Annotated in this window: 14 protein-coding genes; 6 read left to right on the top strand and 8 right to left on the bottom strand. The window is 39.7% G+C overall.

What is annotated here, in order from left to right; all coding sequences use genetic code 11:
* Positions 1–59: 59 nt before the first annotated feature.
* Positions 60–1,697 (top strand): methyl-accepting chemotaxis protein, encoded by a 1,638-nt coding sequence (locus H5088_RS06340; RefSeq protein WP_154903475.1) that lies wholly within the window; start codon positions 60–62, stop codon positions 1,695–1,697.
* Between the two features lie 71 nt (positions 1,698–1,768).
* On the opposite strand, the gene H5088_RS06335 is transcribed toward H5088_RS06340, so the two are convergent.
* Positions 1,769–3,289, bottom strand: coding sequence for a leucyl aminopeptidase family protein (locus H5088_RS06335; protein WP_182693404.1), 1,521 nt, complete (start codon positions 3,287–3,289; stop codon positions 1,769–1,771).
* A gap of 129 nt (positions 3,290–3,418) precedes the next feature.
* Positions 3,419–4,471 carry a DNA polymerase IV gene (gene dinB / locus H5088_RS06330; protein WP_182752462.1) on the bottom strand — a complete coding sequence of 351 codons (1,053 nt, stop codon included), beginning with the start codon at positions 4,469–4,471 and terminating at the stop codon, positions 3,419–3,421.
* Between the two features lie 681 nt (positions 4,472–5,152).
* Between dinB and H5088_RS06325 the strand changes: the two genes are divergently transcribed.
* The 3 genes from H5088_RS06325 (at position 5,153) to H5088_RS06315 (ending at position 7,693) form a co-directional block, all read left to right on the top strand.
* Positions 5,153–5,581 (top strand): thioesterase family protein, encoded by a 429-nt coding sequence (locus H5088_RS06325; protein WP_002958095.1) that lies wholly within the window; start codon positions 5,153–5,155, stop codon positions 5,579–5,581.
* An 18-nt stretch (positions 5,582–5,599) separates the two neighbouring features.
* Complete coding sequence (locus H5088_RS06320; RefSeq protein WP_154903473.1) at positions 5,600–6,652, top strand: aldo/keto reductase; 1,053 nt, start codon at positions 5,600–5,602, stop codon at positions 6,650–6,652.
* Between the two features lie 117 nt (positions 6,653–6,769).
* Positions 6,770–7,693 (top strand): ABC transporter substrate-binding protein, encoded by a 924-nt coding sequence (locus H5088_RS06315; protein WP_182752461.1) that lies wholly within the window; start codon positions 6,770–6,772, stop codon positions 7,691–7,693.
* Here the strand turns inward: H5088_RS06315 and H5088_RS06310 are convergent.
* From H5088_RS06310 to H5088_RS06285, 6 genes are all read right to left on the bottom strand, one after another.
* On the bottom strand, positions 7,644–8,264 hold the full coding sequence (locus H5088_RS06310) for a fumarylacetoacetate hydrolase family protein (RefSeq protein ID WP_149602190.1): 621 nt from the start codon (positions 8,262–8,264) through the stop codon (positions 7,644–7,646). The genes H5088_RS06315 and H5088_RS06310 overlap by 50 nt on opposite strands.
* Positions 8,265–8,596: 332 nt before the next feature.
* Entirely contained in the window at positions 8,597–10,564 is a 1,968-nt protein-coding gene (locus H5088_RS06305; protein ID WP_182752460.1) for a hybrid sensor histidine kinase/response regulator, read from the bottom strand.
* Positions 10,565–10,574: 10 nt separating this feature from the next.
* Positions 10,575–11,036, bottom strand: a complete 462-nt coding sequence (locus tag H5088_RS06300) for a response regulator (protein WP_039485075.1) — start codon at positions 11,034–11,036, stop codon at positions 10,575–10,577.
* Positions 11,037–12,521 (bottom strand): ATP-binding protein, encoded by a 1,485-nt coding sequence (locus tag H5088_RS06295; RefSeq protein WP_182752459.1) that lies wholly within the window; start codon positions 12,519–12,521, stop codon positions 11,037–11,039.
* A 38-nt stretch (positions 12,522–12,559) separates the two neighbouring features.
* Positions 12,560–12,769 (bottom strand): histidine kinase, encoded by a 210-nt coding sequence (locus tag H5088_RS06290; RefSeq protein WP_039485081.1) that lies wholly within the window; start codon positions 12,767–12,769, stop codon positions 12,560–12,562.
* A gap of 14 nt (positions 12,770–12,783) precedes the next feature.
* Positions 12,784–14,124 (bottom strand): sigma-54 dependent transcriptional regulator, encoded by a 1,341-nt coding sequence (locus H5088_RS06285; RefSeq protein ID WP_039485084.1) that lies wholly within the window; start codon positions 14,122–14,124, stop codon positions 12,784–12,786.
* A 234-nt stretch (positions 14,125–14,358) separates the two neighbouring features.
* Between H5088_RS06285 and H5088_RS06280 the strand changes: the two genes are divergently transcribed.
* Complete coding sequence (locus tag H5088_RS06280) at positions 14,359–14,874, top strand: NUDIX hydrolase (protein WP_182711478.1); 516 nt, start codon at positions 14,359–14,361, stop codon at positions 14,872–14,874.
* Between the two features lie 216 nt (positions 14,875–15,090).
* Complete coding sequence (locus H5088_RS06275; protein WP_182732771.1) at positions 15,091–16,467, top strand: NAD-dependent succinate-semialdehyde dehydrogenase; 1,377 nt, start codon at positions 15,091–15,093, stop codon at positions 16,465–16,467.
* Positions 16,468–16,530 lie beyond the last annotated feature (63 nt).

Raw genomic sequence — 16,530 nt, 5'->3', positions numbered from 1 at the left:
TCTTTTTTTAGCTACGCTTATTCTATGCGCTAAAGCGCACACTTTTTGAGGATAAATGTATGCCTAATCTACGAAGTTTTAGTATATCCCAGCGTTTTTCACTGTTAATAGCCATCGTTGTATTTGGACTAATAATACTTAGTATATCGAGCCTAACTCATCAATATAGTTCGCTAAAAGACGAGCAATACATAAAAACACAAAATGTAGTAGAAACGGCGTACAGTATAATCGAGCACTATTATGCGCTTGAACAAGATAACACTCTCACTCAACAACAAGCTCAATCACAAGCACTTAATGCAATAAAAGCACTGCGCTACGACAAAACCAATTACTTTTGGATTAACAATTACCAGCCAACAATGGTTATGCACCCTATAAAACCTGCGCTTGATGGAAAAGATTTAACTAATAACAAGGACCCTGACGGCAAAGCATTGTTTGTTGATATGGTAAATATAGTTAAACGCTCTGGCGAGGGATTTATCCCTTATAAATGGCCAAAACCAGGTAAAGATAAACCGGTTGAAAAAATCGCATTTGTTAAAGGTTTTAATCAATGGCAGTGGATTATTGGCTCGGGTGTTTACCTTGATTCAATTGACGAAGCATTTAGCGAGCAACGTAACCTTATAGTCATCAGTGCAATAATTATGATTATTGCTGTTATTTTACTTAGTTACTTTATAGGTAAGAGTATTTTAATACCGACTCGCTTAGCAGCCGATATGATGAAAGACATTTCTCAAGGCGAAGGCGATTTAACCCGTAAATTAAATGAATCCGGTAATGATGAAATATCTGAACTATCACGTTCATTTAATTTATTTGCTCTAAAAATGCGAGAGTCACTTGTTCATGTAGCACAAAGTGCAAACGATGTAAGCGAACATGCGCATACAGTTGACGACTCAAGTAGAACAAGCCACTCATTTATTGAGCTTCAAAACGATAGTTCAACCCAAGTTGCAGCTGCCATGGAGCAAATGACTCACCAAATACACGATGTGAGCCGTAACGCTGAAGCCGCAGAGCAAGCAGCTAAGGATGCAGCACAAAACGCATCAACGGGTAAAAATGTGGTTGCGCAAACAATTACAGCAATAGAAACGCTCTCAAGCAACATTGAAACAGTCAGCCGTGTAACAGAAGATTTAGCCAACGAGAGCCATAATATAGGCTCTGTGCTTGATGTAATAAGAAGTATATCGGAGCAGACAAACTTACTGGCATTAAACGCTGCCATTGAGGCTGCTCGCGCAGGAGAGCATGGTCGAGGATTTGCTGTTGTTGCAGATGAAGTAAGAACACTGGCCAGTCGTACAGGGCAAAGTACTGACGAAATTCAAACCATGATCACTAAACTACAAGAAGGTGCAAAAGCAGCAGTAGAAGCAGTTAAATCAAGCCAAGCACTTTCAGTTTCTACCGTAGAGCAGGCGTCATCAGCCAATACTTCACTTAATGAAATAGAACGACTTGTTTCAATTATTACCGAAATGAACAGCCAAATAGCACGTGCCACAGAACAACAAACGCAAGCTGCCGACGAGGTTAATTTGCGTATAAATGAGCTATCTCAATCAACTGAGCAATCATTAAATAATACTAAGCAGCTTACCGATGCCAGTGATAACCTCAAACAAAGTAGCGAAGGTCTTTCGAGCGTAGTTAATCGTTTTAAATTAGATTAATCGATAGCGTTCTCATAAAATGCAAAAGCCCTGAATTAACAGGGCTTTTTTATTACATGTAAGTTTTTAGCTTACAAACAATAACGTGCAAACAAGCTCGTTACTGATGCAGCTGTTGGCTTACCATGCTGCCAATCACCGCCTTCAACACCGCTACCTGCTATATCCATATGAACATAAGGTAGAGGCTGTGCAGAGTCGTTACCGTGCTTATCAAGCCCACCAACAATAGCCATAAACGCCATAGGGAACTGATGTCCACGAGCAGTAACGGCAGATGCTGCGTTATTGCTAGATAAAACATCGTCAGCTAGCGTACGTGGTTTAATAAAGTCGTAGTCTTCACGTCGTGAACGCGATACTTCAGCGCCATCGGCCCACAAATCTCCAAGGTCAGCTATTTGACGTGAAACACCAGCACTACGAGCTGGACCATTTTCAACATACGCACCGTAAGGACCCATTGCGCGAGCTGCATGACCCGTTAATGTAGCTACAGTAAATAACGTTGGATTAATCTCACCTTTAGCTAAATCTTTCATTTCGCTAAGCAGGTCGCCCATTGCTAAACGCCCTTCTGCATCGGTATTACCAATACGTACACGAACACCTTCACGGCTAGTAATAATTTCATCTGGCACAAAACAATCTGAGCCAATAGAGTTGCGAACAACAGCTAAGTACGATACCACTTTAACGCCTTTAGGCTGATAATCAGCAACGGCTTTCATAAAGCCCGCAACAGAAGCTGCGCCGCCTTTATCACGGCTCATGCCTGCCATATGGCCGCCTACTTTTAAATCTGCACCGCCTGTATCGTATACAAGGCCCTTACCTACAAACATAAGTGTGCGAGTAATTTCGCCCTCTGGTACATATTCAAGCTTAACAACACGTGGGTGATGGCGCTCAACTGCATACGATGCGCGAGCAACTGTACTTAGCATTGGGTAGTTTTTATCAATAGCTGCAATATCATCAATTACGTCAACTGCAATGTTTGAGCCTTTAAACAATTCAACGCAGTAATCAGCAAAACGTGGGGGAGCCATACGCTCAGGTTCAGTGCCACACAGGTCACGCGCTGCATATTGGCCTGCTGCAATTGCATTAACAGCTTTAATAGTTTGCTCGCTTGCGCCAACTAAACCAATCTGTGTAATTGGTTCAATGCTTTCACCGTGATATTCACGCGCTTCTAATGGCTGCCATAAGGCTTGGCAAGCGCCTAAATAAGCAACTTCTAAAGCATGCTGATAACGGCTATCGCCATTTAAATTTGGTAAAAATAATGCAGGGTTAATACTGCCCGACGCTTTTGCTTCGTTAATTGCTAATTTAGCAGCATCAAAATAACGACGCACGTCGTCGTAATCTCTATTTAACGGACCGGTTGGCGCAAGTACAACGCGCTTGTTTTCAATTACTAATAAAGTAACTTGCTTACCGATGCGAGAATCTACGTTTGCTTGAGCTAAAATAGCATCACGTAATGAGTTATTTGGTAACTGAGAAAAGTCATTACTAATAATAATAAGCGCATCATGAGATGTGCATTCAAGGCTTGCACTAACCGCTTGAGGGTATGCCATAAATAAGGTCCTGTTAGAAAACATAAGCCCCTATTATCGTCGATTTAAATATTGAAGACCAGCAAGGAGCGATGAGCTAATCACATAACCTATCAATAAATGGCAACTTGGAGTTACAGGCTTTACAGCTTAATCGAGAATACTAAGTTGGAAGTTTTGCTCTGGCTCGTTTTTAATGCCAACGCCTATGCCAAGTAATCTTACAGGCTGTTGTAGCCCACGCTGGTAGGCCTTAGTAAATAGTTGGATAAATATTTCTGTGTTGAGCTCGTGATATACCTGATCGGCTGAGGTCACTACAAAATTTGCGAACTTCACCTTAACACTCAGTTTATTAATACGGTTTTGTAACTGCTGTTTATTTAGCCTTAAAACTAATTCGTCTAACAATCTTGGCAGCTCATCTAAGCACTCTTGCAAACTTGTTTTGTTGTACTCGTAGGTATGTTCGACACTCAGCGATTTTCTTATACGATCCGTAGATACTTTACCAACATACTCACCTGCACATTTTTGATAAAGCGACACACCAAAATTACCCACATGTTGCTGCATCCAGTTAACGCCTTTATCACGTACATCCTTGCCGGTATATAAGCCTTTTAAATTTAGCTTTTCGAGCGTTACTTTGCCCACTCCTGGAATTTTCCCCAGCGGTAATTGCGCTAAAAAGTCATCAACCTCATCAGGCAAAACGACAAATTGACCATTCGGTTTGTTTTCGTCACTGGCTATTTTGGCAATAAATTTAATCGGTGCAATACCTGCTGATGCAGTGAGCCCTGTAGCATTGTAAATATCGGCTCTTATTTGCTGTGCAATAAGTGTGGCACTGCCTTTACAAGCGGTGCTGTCTGTTACATCTAGGTAGGCTTCGTCTAAAGAAAGGGGTTCAATTAAGTCTGTATAGCGGCTAAATACTTCACGTATTTGGTTTGAAGCTTCTTTGTATACAGCCATGCGCCCTGGGACAATAACTAAATCGGGGCATAATTGTTTAGCATGATAGTTCGACATAGCCGATCGTACGCCATACTCTCTAGCTATATAGTTAGCGGTTGAGAGCACGCCTCGTCGGCTATTGCCTCCAATAGCAAGCGGTACACATGCAAGTTTTGGATTATCTCGCATCTCTACTGCTGCATAAAAGCAATCCATGTCTATGTGAATAAACTTCTTCATCACCACAATAATAACTGGTTATTTATACAGTCATTATTATAGAATAAAATGTGATATGCAAGCCTAGGGCCTGTTTATCTTTCGAGGTTAAATTTGCAGCAGTATGTTTGGTATTTAGGCAAGGCAGAGCCTATGTAGTGTGGTTATTCCCCATAAATAGGCGATAACGTAGCACAAATGCCAAACATATGCTGCCCCAAGGGTTCTGCCTAGGGGCAATTTACTCTTTGTTGCTCGGTTTTTACTTAGCCCACTAGGTCACAAACCTCGCGCCGCGATTAAATAGCCCCTAGATTGAACAAATTTTAATCCTGAAAGGTCAACAGGCCCTAGTTAACGATTAAAAAAAGTGTTTATTGTCCTCCGATCTCTTATAACCTCGTAGCCAATACATAACCTCAAATAAAAATCCTGCCAACATTAAAATGATAGCGCCAGATTCATTCCCCATCGCGTAACAGGTAAAAGAGGCTATAAAAACCAAACAAGCTAAGGACCAATTAATTATATTCTGCATATTATTACCTTTGTGTGTTTTTGTGTGTGTCTGTGTAATTTAACTGTAGACCTAAAATTAAACAGGTACAATCATCTTATAAAAAAAACATGCCATTAATTACCTTGAGCTCGTAACACCATGTTGATAATCTAAGTACTTTGAAAATCAAGGGCCAATAAATAATGCAAACGTTTAAAGATCAGCACCCTATTCATACCGATATCACCGTAGCATGGGCTGATATGGATGCGCTACAGCACGTAAATAATGTAGTGTATTTACGTTACTTTGAAATAGCCCGAATCGACTTTTTAAATAAAATAAATCTGTTCGATACAATAAGCCCAAACGGTGTGGGCCCAGTAATAAGCGAAAATAACGTTCGCTATAAACGCCCAGTAACTTTTCCCGACACACTCACTGTAGGCGTTACAATTACAGATCTTAAAACAGATCGCTTTACCATGAACTACACCGTTTACAGCCATGCACAAAAAGCAATAACGACTACGGGTGCATCTAAAGTTGTAATGTTTGATTTTACTACAGGGCAAAAAGCCCCAATCTCCGAGCCTCTTTTATCGGCTTTAATCAGCCATGCTCAAAACTAATTTAGTTAAGGAATTTTTATGCAATACAACCCACTAGGTAGCAGTGGCGTAAACGTATCTCGAGTGTGCCTAGGGAGTATGACTTGGGGTAAACAAAATACTCAAAGCGACGCTGATGAACAAATAGCCTACGCGCTAGAGCAAGGCGTAAACTTTATTGATACAGCCGAAATGTATGCTGTACCTCCTTCGCCAGAGACCTATGGTAAAACCGAGGAAATTATTGGCAATTGGCTATCGCGTAATCAGCAAAAGCGCAGCGATGTGGTACTAGCTACAAAAATTGCAGGCAATGGATTATCGTGGGTACGTGATGGCGGCAATATTACTCGCCAAACAGTAATAGAAGCCGTGGATGATTCACTTAAGCGACTTCAAACAGACTACATTGATTTATATCAACTACATTGGCCAAACCGCTCTACCCCTCACTTTGGCAGACAATGGCCCGGCACTCTTAAATTTACCGACGTAAATACACAAGAGCAGCAAGCTAGTATGCTTGATATTCTAGAAGGCCTTAATGAATGTGTTAAAGCAGGTAAAATTAAACACTGCGGTTTATCTGACGATACACCATGGGGTATAAGCCAGTTTTTAAGTTTGGCCAAAGAGCATAACTTACCGCGTATGGTATCTATTCAAAATGAGTTTAGCTTAGCGCACGCTAAAGACTGGCCGTATTTAATAGAACAATGTGTACACGAAGATATTGCCTACTTACCGTGGTCGCCTTTAGCAGCCGGTTTATTAACGGGAAAATACCTAAACGGTGCTCGCCCTGAAGGTTCTCGTTGGACCTTCATGCAGCGCAACGGCATTTTTAGAGATACACCCAATGCAGAGCAAGCAACTAAGCAGTATGTTGAGCTGGCTCATGCAAACAATATTACTCCAGCACAACTAGCCTTAGCATGGTGTAACCAAGTAGATGGCGTAACTTCTTCAATTATTGGGGCAACATCTATAGCTCAACTAAAGGAAGATATAGACGCATTTAGCATAACGCTAAACGACGAAATTCTTAGTGAGATTAACACCATATTTAGAAACCATCCGATGCCTTATTAAGAATGTATGAGTTAAAAGCAGCCTTGAATGAGGTTGCTTTTAAACTAAAATATTTGACCCTACTACAATCAACACTATACTTTTATTAAGTTTTCTTAATTCAACGAACACTTATCAATGCTGAAAAACGGATACTATGCATTTTGCTTATTAATTGTATTCAACGCGCACGCCGTTGAGCAAAAAGTACAACCTCTAGAAGAGATTATTTGGCTGCAAAGTTACACGCCCCCTTTTCATATAGCTAAAAGTGAAAGCGCACCACAAGGCGGTATTTGCGACAACCTAACCGAGCAACTCATTAGAACCATAACTGATGTAAAACATACTCGCTTAATTGTTCCTCAGCAGCGTATAAATAAATATTTAAATGAAGGAAAAAATGTATGTTTTCCGTGTGTTATTTATAAAAAAAATAATAACCAACAACTTAACTACTCAAATCCAACAACGGTATATCCCCCATTTTCAATTATCACGACTAAAGAGCTAAAGCCGCAATTAGAAGAAAAGCACGGCTCGCCTATTCACCTTATTAATTTATTAACCGACCCGCAATATGTATACGGGCAAGCGGCTGCACGTAAATTTACAACTAAAATTAATACAATTATTGAAAATACAAAACGAGATAAAGAGTCTTCGTTAAGTTGGAGTAGCGAAAATGAAAGTCAGGCTGTTATAGCACGCTTGAGTCACGGCTTTTTAGACTACTCAATTGATTACCCGTTTATGGCTGATTACTTTAATGAACAAGGGGAGTATACGAATATAGAAAGTGTGCCAATTGCAGAAAATGACATTCAATTTATAAGAGGAGCAATAGGCTGTGCGGCTAAAGCACCTAATAATTTTGCAGAGCAAGCCCTTAAAAAAATTAACCGCGCATTAAAAAATAATGTACTTCAATCGCCTGAGTATCAACAAAGTCAGCATAATTGGCTTAAAACCACCTTTACTGACTTTGATAAACACTACCAACAGCAAGTCATTAATTTTTACTTACTTGCCACTGATGCTCAAGCAAACACTGATCATTAGCATAAAGCGCCACTGCAAAAATACTTTTAGCTGTTACCTCACCTACGCCCGACGGTGTACCTGTCATTATTACATCACCGTCTTCTAAGCTCATAAATTCACTAATTTCTTGTAAAATTGAGTCAGGGTTGTGCAGCATAAAATGAGTATCACCTCGCTGAATCACTTCATTATTAATTTTAAGTTCAAAGGTAAAGTGCTTCATTGCATCAGTTAGCGCTACAAAATCAGTTAAAATCACAGAGCCGTCGAACGCTTTAGCGCGCTCCCATGGAAGCCCTTTATTTTTTAATTTACTTTGCACAGTACGCTTAGTTAAATCAAGGCCGAGTCCAACACCTGCAAATTTTTTATCTTTAACTACAAAACATAGCTCGGTTTCATAATGCAGCGTATCGCCGTTGTGAGCTGCAAATAACGTATTAGTAATTGCGCTATTTGGCTTATTAAATAAAACCATTTGATCTGGCGTTTCGTTATTTAGCTCTGCAATGTGTGCGGTATAATTACGACCAACACACACTACTTTTGATGGTGTTAATTCTTCAGATACTAACTTTATTGAATGCATATAAATAATGTCTCAGTTATTGGACCTGTTGACCTTTCGGGATTAAAATTTGTTCAATCTAGGGGCTATTTAATCGCGGCGCGAGATTTGTAACCTAGTGGGCTCGATAACTGCTCCTGCGTTATTCTACTGACTTACATCCCTGTACGAATAAGTAAAAACCGAGCAACAAAGAGTAAATAGCCCCTGGGCAGAACCCTTCGGGCAGCGCATATTTGGCATTTGTGCTACGTTATCGCCTATTTATGGGGAATAACCACACTACATAGACTCTGCCTTGCCTAAACACCAAACAAACTGCTGCAAATTTAACCTCGAAAGATAAACAGGCCCTAGCTAATAAGCGTTTCAAGTAAGCTCAAATTAATAGGTTTAAGTAAAACTCGGTCAATATTTAAATCTTTTATTTCTCTTGGATCTGGCTCTGCGCCACTTACAATCACTAAACGTAATTCAGGATATCGTTCATTAATTTGCTGGCCTAAGTCAACGCCACGACCATCAGGTAAATGCATATCTAATAATATCTTATTAAATTGCTGATCGTGATTAAGTATTTGCAAACATTGTGCGCAGCTAGACGCAATGACGGTTTCAACGCCTAAACTTTCTAAAAGTAGCTGCGTAATTTGCGCTGCATCGTGATCGTCTTCCACAAGTAAAAAGCGCTGCTTTTTCTCGGTTAAGCCATTACTACAATTTATATCTTTAGCTTGCGGTGCATGCTCTGGCGCTACCAAGTAATCTTGCAAACATTGATATAAAGCCGCGCTATCAACAGGCTTTGGTATTACATCGTTAAAACCAAGTGCAGCAAGCTCCTCATGTATGCCTTTCATCGTAGCGGCAGTGAGCGCAATTATTGGGCCTTTGTAGCCCATTTTTCTAAGCTCTATGGTAGCTTCCTTGCCGCCCATTACAGGCATATGAATATCAATAAAAATAATATCGTAAGGCGCTTTATACGCATCTGCTATGCGTACTTTTTCAAGTGCTTGTTGGCCATGTTCGGCATAATCTACGCGCGCACCACAGGTACTGATCATATGACCAACTAGCATGCGTAAATCACGTAAATCATCAACCACTAACACTCGCCCATGCACTTTGCATGGAGCCGATTTACTTTGTAATTGTGGGGCACTACTAAAATTAAGTACTTGTCGTTCTACTTCGCTAATATCACCTGGATATACCGAAATCGTAAATGTAGAACCTTTGCCTATTTCAGAGTGCAAACTAATATCACCGTGCATACGCGCTAACAATTCAGCACATATTGCCAAACCTAAGCCTGCGCCACCTACAGAGCGTGATTCTACATCGGCTATTTGTTCAAATGGCTTAAATATGAGTTCTTGTTTTTCAGGGGCAATGCCCATACCTGAATCTTTAATGCTAAAAAATAGCATTTCGCGATCATCAACCCATTGCATCCACGCATTAACAACAATTTCGCCTTTATCGGTAAATTTAACCGCATTGTTTATTAGATTTATTAAAATTTGACGAACTCTTGTTGCATCCAGTCGTGCAACCAAAGGTAATGGCTGATGTGATTCAAAGCGCAGCGTAAGGCCCTTATCAAGCACCGATACGCGCATTAGCGTGTATACATCGGCAAGCATGCTATCAAGGTTAACTTCGCTTAGGGTCAGTTCCAGTTTATCGGCTGCTATTTTAGATAAGTCGAGCACGTCGTTTAACAAGCTCAATAAGTGTTTACCGTTTCGATAAATAACACCCAATTCATTTTCAGCTTGCTGACTAAAATCGCTCTGCATTAACAGTTCGGTGTAGCCTAAAATAGACGATAGAGGAGTACGTAACTCATGACTCAAATGAGCTAAAAATCGATCTTTTGAACGGTTTTCGGCTTCAGCTTTTAAGCGTTCTACTCTCTCGCCTTCAACATCTTTACGTGCCAAAGCATAACGAATAGCACGCGCAAAGCGGCTCGAACTCATTTCTGTTTTAATTAAGTAATCTACTGCACCGGCATCAAGCGCCGCCGAGTCTAACTCGTCGTTTGACTGCCCGGTAAGCATAATAATGGGACCGCTAAAGCCATTGGCAATTGCTTCTTTTAATACATCTAAACCATTCGATGCACCCAAGCGGTAATCAAGCAGGCAAATGTCGTGCTCATTTTTACTAAGCGTTGCAATTGCCTGCTCTGGAGAGCTTATCCATTGAATGTTAAACGTGTGTGAATCCAATTGGTCCAGATAGTCGCAGGTGAGTATGTAATCATCTTCATCGTCTTCTACAAGCAGCAACTGAGTCACTTTATCTAACATACAATCTCCATTAATCGTTAAATGTTGTCGGTAGCTCTACAAATTCTACCCAGTATTTTCCTAGCGTTTTCATCAAATCAACCAAACCATCAAACGTTACTGGTTTTGTAATGTAAGATGCAGCACCTAAGTTATACCCTTTAACCATGTCTTCTTCTTGTTTAGACGTAGTTAATATAACAACCGGAATTCCCTTTAAGTTAGGGTTTCCTTTTATAGCTTCAAGCGCTTCACGGCCATCCATTCTAGGCATATTTAAATCAAGTAATATAAGTCCAGGACGCGGCGAAACTGCTTTGTCTTCAAACTTACCTTTACGCTCTAAATACTCAAGCAACTCAACGCCATCTTCAACAAAATGAAGCTCGTTAAGTACACGACTTTCAGCAAGGGCATCTTGTGTTAACAAACGATCATCTTCATCGTCGTCTGCCATTAAAATAGTAATCGGTTTTACTTTTGAATAGGGCATTTAAGCCTCTCCTTGCAATGTGAAAAGCTCAGCTTCCACAGGTAGTTTTATAATAAAGGTTGCACCTTCACCGTCTTTACTTTGGGCTGTAATTGTTCCGCCGTGGCGCTCCACAATACGCCTACATACAGAAAGGCCAATACCCGTGCCTTTATATTGTGAGCGTCCATGCAAGCGCTGAAACGGTACAAATATTTTATCGGCATAGTCTTGTGAAAAACCAATACCGTTATCTTCTATGGTAATAACTTGAAAACTTAAATGAGTATTATGATCAGAGCTGAAAATATCTTCATCTTGATAACTAATTTTTATGTGTGGGTTTACGTCGGGACACCTAAATTTAACAGCGTTCGACAACAAATTTAAAAACAGCTGCTGCATTTGGCTTTTATCTGCCTGAATAACTGGCAAATCATCTACATCAATTTGTGCTTCAGACTCTTTTATCGCTATCTCTAAATCACTTAATATATCAGCTACAACTTCATTTAAATTCGTGTCATCAAAATCTTTACCACGCGTTGTAATTCGCGAAAACTCTAATAAGTCGTTTATTAAATTAGACATACGCTGCGCTGCATTTTTCATGCGCCCAATGTAATCCATCCCCTTTTCACCCAATTCATCTTTAAACATGGTTTCAAGACGGTCGCTAAAGGCTTGGATTTTTCTAAGAGGTTCTTGTAAGTCATGACTTGCTACAAAAGCAAACTCTTCAAGCTCTCGGTTACTACGGCTCAATTCATCTGAATATAATGTTAGCTCTTGTGTCCGCTCAGAAACCTTCATTGCTAATGTTTCGTTTTGTTTTTCAAGCTCAAAACGATATTGTGCTGCATTTCTTAAATTAAGGCGCGTCATAATAAACATACCAATAATCAGTAACGCACTCGTTATTGCTGTTATAGCGAATGTAATTTTAGCTTCATTTTTAATCTGTGCTAATTTAGAAAAATGGCTTACTTTAAAGAGTAATTCACGGTCTTGAATTTCATTAACATACTCTCTAATTTGCTTATAAAGCTTTCTTCCTTTATGCGTATTTAGTACATACAACGCACGACTTTCTTTGTCATTTAGCGCAAGGTTTACAGTTTGTTTTAATTCTTTAATTTTACTATCTACAAGAACTAACAACTGGGCTATACGCTCAGCTTGACCGTCAATCTCAGAGTGAAGCGACTTGACATGATCTGTTTGCGCTTCAATTTGGCCTACAGCATCGTAGTACGGCGTTAAATAGTCAGTCTCTTCTGTCAATAAATAACCACGCTGCCCAGACTCAGCCTGCACTATGGATAGATGCAGCTTCTCAATTGCAGTGGTTAGCATGCTAGTGTTGTCTAAACTTTTTTGGGTTTGTGTTAAGCCTTGAATCGTATTCAATGCTAAAAATGCGTTGCCCACAATAATACCTAGCACAACCACCATAAATGTTGCCCAAGTGATATTCGCTTTACCTTGCTGTTTTTTCTTGCTCATTTAGCTTCCCGAATTAAAGTTTATACAACACTTAATATTTATTGAGAGTCTGATATTTTTTGCAAACTTTCGCTGCACTGTTGGCAATTATTAATAATTTTATCAAGTGCATCTAACGCTTTTTCTTTTGGCATATCGTTTTCAAGTACCAATTTAATCAGCTCAGCATTCATCGAAATACGATTTAGCGGCCCTCTTGCATCGTGTACTAATTTATTGAGTTGCTCTGTTTGGTTATCGGATGTCATGCCCTTCCTCAAATCTATTTATATTCGCCAATACCGCCATATGCATTAAGGCGGTTATAAAGTGTTTTAGTACTAATACCCAGCATTTGTGCAGCAAGCGTTTTATTACCTTGCACCTTATCAAGCGTTGCATGAATAAGTTCTTTTTCAACTTCTTCAATTGTTTGCCCTGCTGATACAGGCTTTTCGGCAGCTTGATTATTAACGCGCGAAAAGGGTGACTCTAAGTTATCAGGTAAAATAATGTCGCTGGTTTGTGGGTCGCTCATAATAAATGCACGGTGTATAGCATGGCGGAGCTCTCGCACATTACCCGGCCATTCATAGCTTTGCAGCTCTTTGAGCTGTGCGGCAGTCCAACTAAAGGCAGTGCCGTTTTCGTCATTAAGTTGATCTAAAAAGGCTTTCGCTAATAAAGGTACATCTTCTTTTCTATCGCGAAGTGGCGGTATATCAATAGGAAAAACAGCCAACCTAAAGTAAATATCTTCACGAATAACATTATTTTGTGCCAAATCGGTAAGCGAGCGGTTAGTAGCTGAAATAACACGGCAATTGGTTGGTATTTCTCTGTTACCACCTACGCGTGTTACCTTTTTAGTTTCAAGCACTCGCAGTAAATTTGGCTGCATATCAATTGGCATTTCAGTTACTTCATCTAAAAACAAAGTACCGTTATTTGATTGCTCAAATACACCTTCTTTACGTGCAATTGCGCCTGTAAATGCGCCTTTTTCGTGGCCAAATAACTCACTACCAATTAACTCTTTTGAAAGTGCGCCACAGTTGCTAGCAACTAATGGCCCTTCGCACTGGCTTGCGTTATGAATAGCTTGAGCCACTACTTCTTTACCTGCACCACTTTCACCCATAAGCATCACGTTAGCATTTGTTTTAGCTACGCGTTCAATCATGTTGTAAAGCTTTTGCATTGGCTCAGATTCACCAATTAAACCGCCAAAGTGGCGTACAATACCGCTCGACTTTGCTTTTTTAACTGCTTTTTTAGGGCCATTTAAAACGAGTTCTAAATCTTCACGTTGTAATGGTTTTAATAAATGCCCTACATTTGGCTCACACATATCAGCTAAAATACCTTTAACTGAAGGATGGCCCGAAATAAGTGTAATTTTTGGAGATTGCCCAATCGTTTTTAAGTGATCAAGTAAGTGCAAACCGCTACCATCAGGCAGCATAAAATCAAGCAGCACATGATCAAAGGCATTATTTTCAAACCATTGATGTGCTTCTTTTAAACTGGTAGCTGTGCTTATATTGTGGCCGAGGAATTCGACTATGTGGCAAACAACGTCACTAAATTCAACGTCGTCATCTACTAAAAGTATGTCTAACATGATAAATCCCTATGCTTTTTTCTTATTCTACGCATCCTAGATATTAATTTAAAGGTGCGCCCAGAATCTAATTTTTAAAATAAACTTAAGCGATTAAATGCTATTAATGTTACCAACCTAACATTTACGTATGCTGAAAAAAATCGATCACAAATTATGATTAATAATTAAAACCGTTTCTATTTATAGAATGGTAGCAACTATTATTATTAAAAACCTAAAAAAGGAGACGAAATGCAGCAATTAAAAACCTTAATACATTCAGGTATTAATATTGACCAAGGTACTCAATTTACACGCTTAACAGCTCGCGCTATTGTAATTAAAAATAATAAAATACTTTTAATGTATACAAACCGTTATGAAGACTACAGCCTGCCCGGCGGTGGAGTAGATGACGGCGAAAGTATTGAGCAAGGCTTAATTCGCGAACTAAGCGAGGAAACCGGTGCACAACAAATAAGTGTAGTTAAAGCTTTTGGACTCTATGAAGAGTATCGCCCTTGGTATAAAGACGATTTTGATATTATTCATATTAAATCGTATTGCTTTGTATGCAGTATTGCCGACAAGTTTGGCAAAGCGCAGTTAGAGCATTACGAGCAGCAAAATGGCATGACAGCCAAATGGGTTGATATTAACGACGCAATTGCACATAACGAGCGCACCATTGCTAACAGTGAAAAACAAGGGCTTTCTATTTTACGAGAAACTTACTTATTAAAGCGCATTGCAAAGGAGCTAATATAAAGCTCTGTGTTTGCCCCAGAGGGTGTTGTAAATTTTGCAACGCCCAGAATATTTTACTACCTCGAGCACCTCAATTTTTATATTTAAAAAATCCTCCTTCAGCAAAAATATAAATTTAATTAATAAAATCAGATGGATAAAAACAAAATCAACTTTTTATAAAAACTGGCTCTAGCCTTGCACCTTTTAAATAACTAAATTTGTAAGGAGATAGAAATGAGTAACACAGTTAAAACGATTAATCCCGCAACTGAGCAAACCATTGAAACCTATACACTACTTTCTCAAAAGGAAGCAGAACAGGTAATCGAAAAATCTCACGAAACATATTTAAAATGGCGATTAACGTCATTCACTGAACGTGCAAAATACCTTAATAAGTTAGCCTCACTCTTTGAAGATCAAAAAGAAGCTATTGCAAAACTCATGACCGAAGAAATGGGTAAAGTTTACGAGCAAGGCTTTCAAGAAGTTGAACTATGTGCAGGAATTTGTCGTTATACAGCCGAACAAGGCCCACAAGTACTTGCTGACGAAGAACGTGATATGGACGGCGGCCGCGCAATTATCAGCTACCAACCAACAGGTGTACTATTAGGCATTCAACCATGGAACTTTCCGCTTTATCAGGTAATTCGCTACAGTGCTGCTAACATCATGGCGGGTAACACAACCGTATTAAAGCATGCTGGTAATGTATTTGGCATGGCTGAAAAAATAGAAGAGCTATTTAAACAAGCTGGTTTCCCAGAGTATTGCTTTAACAATTTACTTATCGACGGCAAAACAGCCAGTTCTTTAATTTCGCACAAAGCAATTAGCGGCGTAACCTTTACCGGTAGTGATGCGACAGGTAAAAAAGTAGCAGAAGAAGCAGGTAAATACGTTAAGAAAACAGTGTTAGAGCTTGGTAGTAACGACGCTTACTTGGTACTTGATGACGCAGACCTAGAGCTTGCAGTTAAAACCTGTGTAACCGGGCGCATGATCAATAACGGTGAAACGTGTGTTTCAGCTAAACGTTTTGTTGTTGTAGAGTCACTATATGATGACTTTAAAGCGCAAATTAAAGAGCAATTTGAAGCCATGAAAATGGGAGACCCAATGGCTGACGATACAGACTTAGGCCCAATGGCTCGTGAAGATTTACGCGACGGCATTCACGACCAAGTAATGGAATCAGTTAAAGCAGGTGCAAACATAGTAACGGGCGGCGAAATACCTTCGCAAACAGGCTATTACTACCCACCTACTCTACTAGATAACTTAGCCCCTGGTATGCCAGCCTATGACGACGAATTATTTGGCCCAGTAGCTTCGCTTATTAAAGCCAAAGACAACGACGATGCAATGCGCATCGCTAACGACTCTCGCTACGGTTTAGGCGGCGGTATTTTCTCTAAAGATGAGAAAAAAGCCATTGAACTTGCTAAAAAGTACTTCGACACCGGCATGATTAACATTAACGGTTACGGTTTAGCACAACCTAACCTACCGTTTGGTGGTGTTAAGGAAAGTGGCTACGGCCGAGAGCACGGCGGCTTTGGTATGCGCGAATTTGTGAATATCAAATGTATTATGATCAATAGCTAATTTAGCTTTAAATACTAATACATTAGAAAACCTAAAAGTGGGTAACCGCTTTTAGGTTTTTTA

Origin of the sequence: Pseudoalteromonas sp. SR43-3 (assembly GCF_014163875.1) — a bacterium.
Taxonomy (GTDB): domain Bacteria; phylum Pseudomonadota; class Gammaproteobacteria; order Enterobacterales; family Alteromonadaceae; genus Pseudoalteromonas; species Pseudoalteromonas distincta.
The sequence above is the reverse complement of the archived record's forward strand: the minus strand, read 5'-3'. Positions and strand labels throughout refer to the sequence as shown.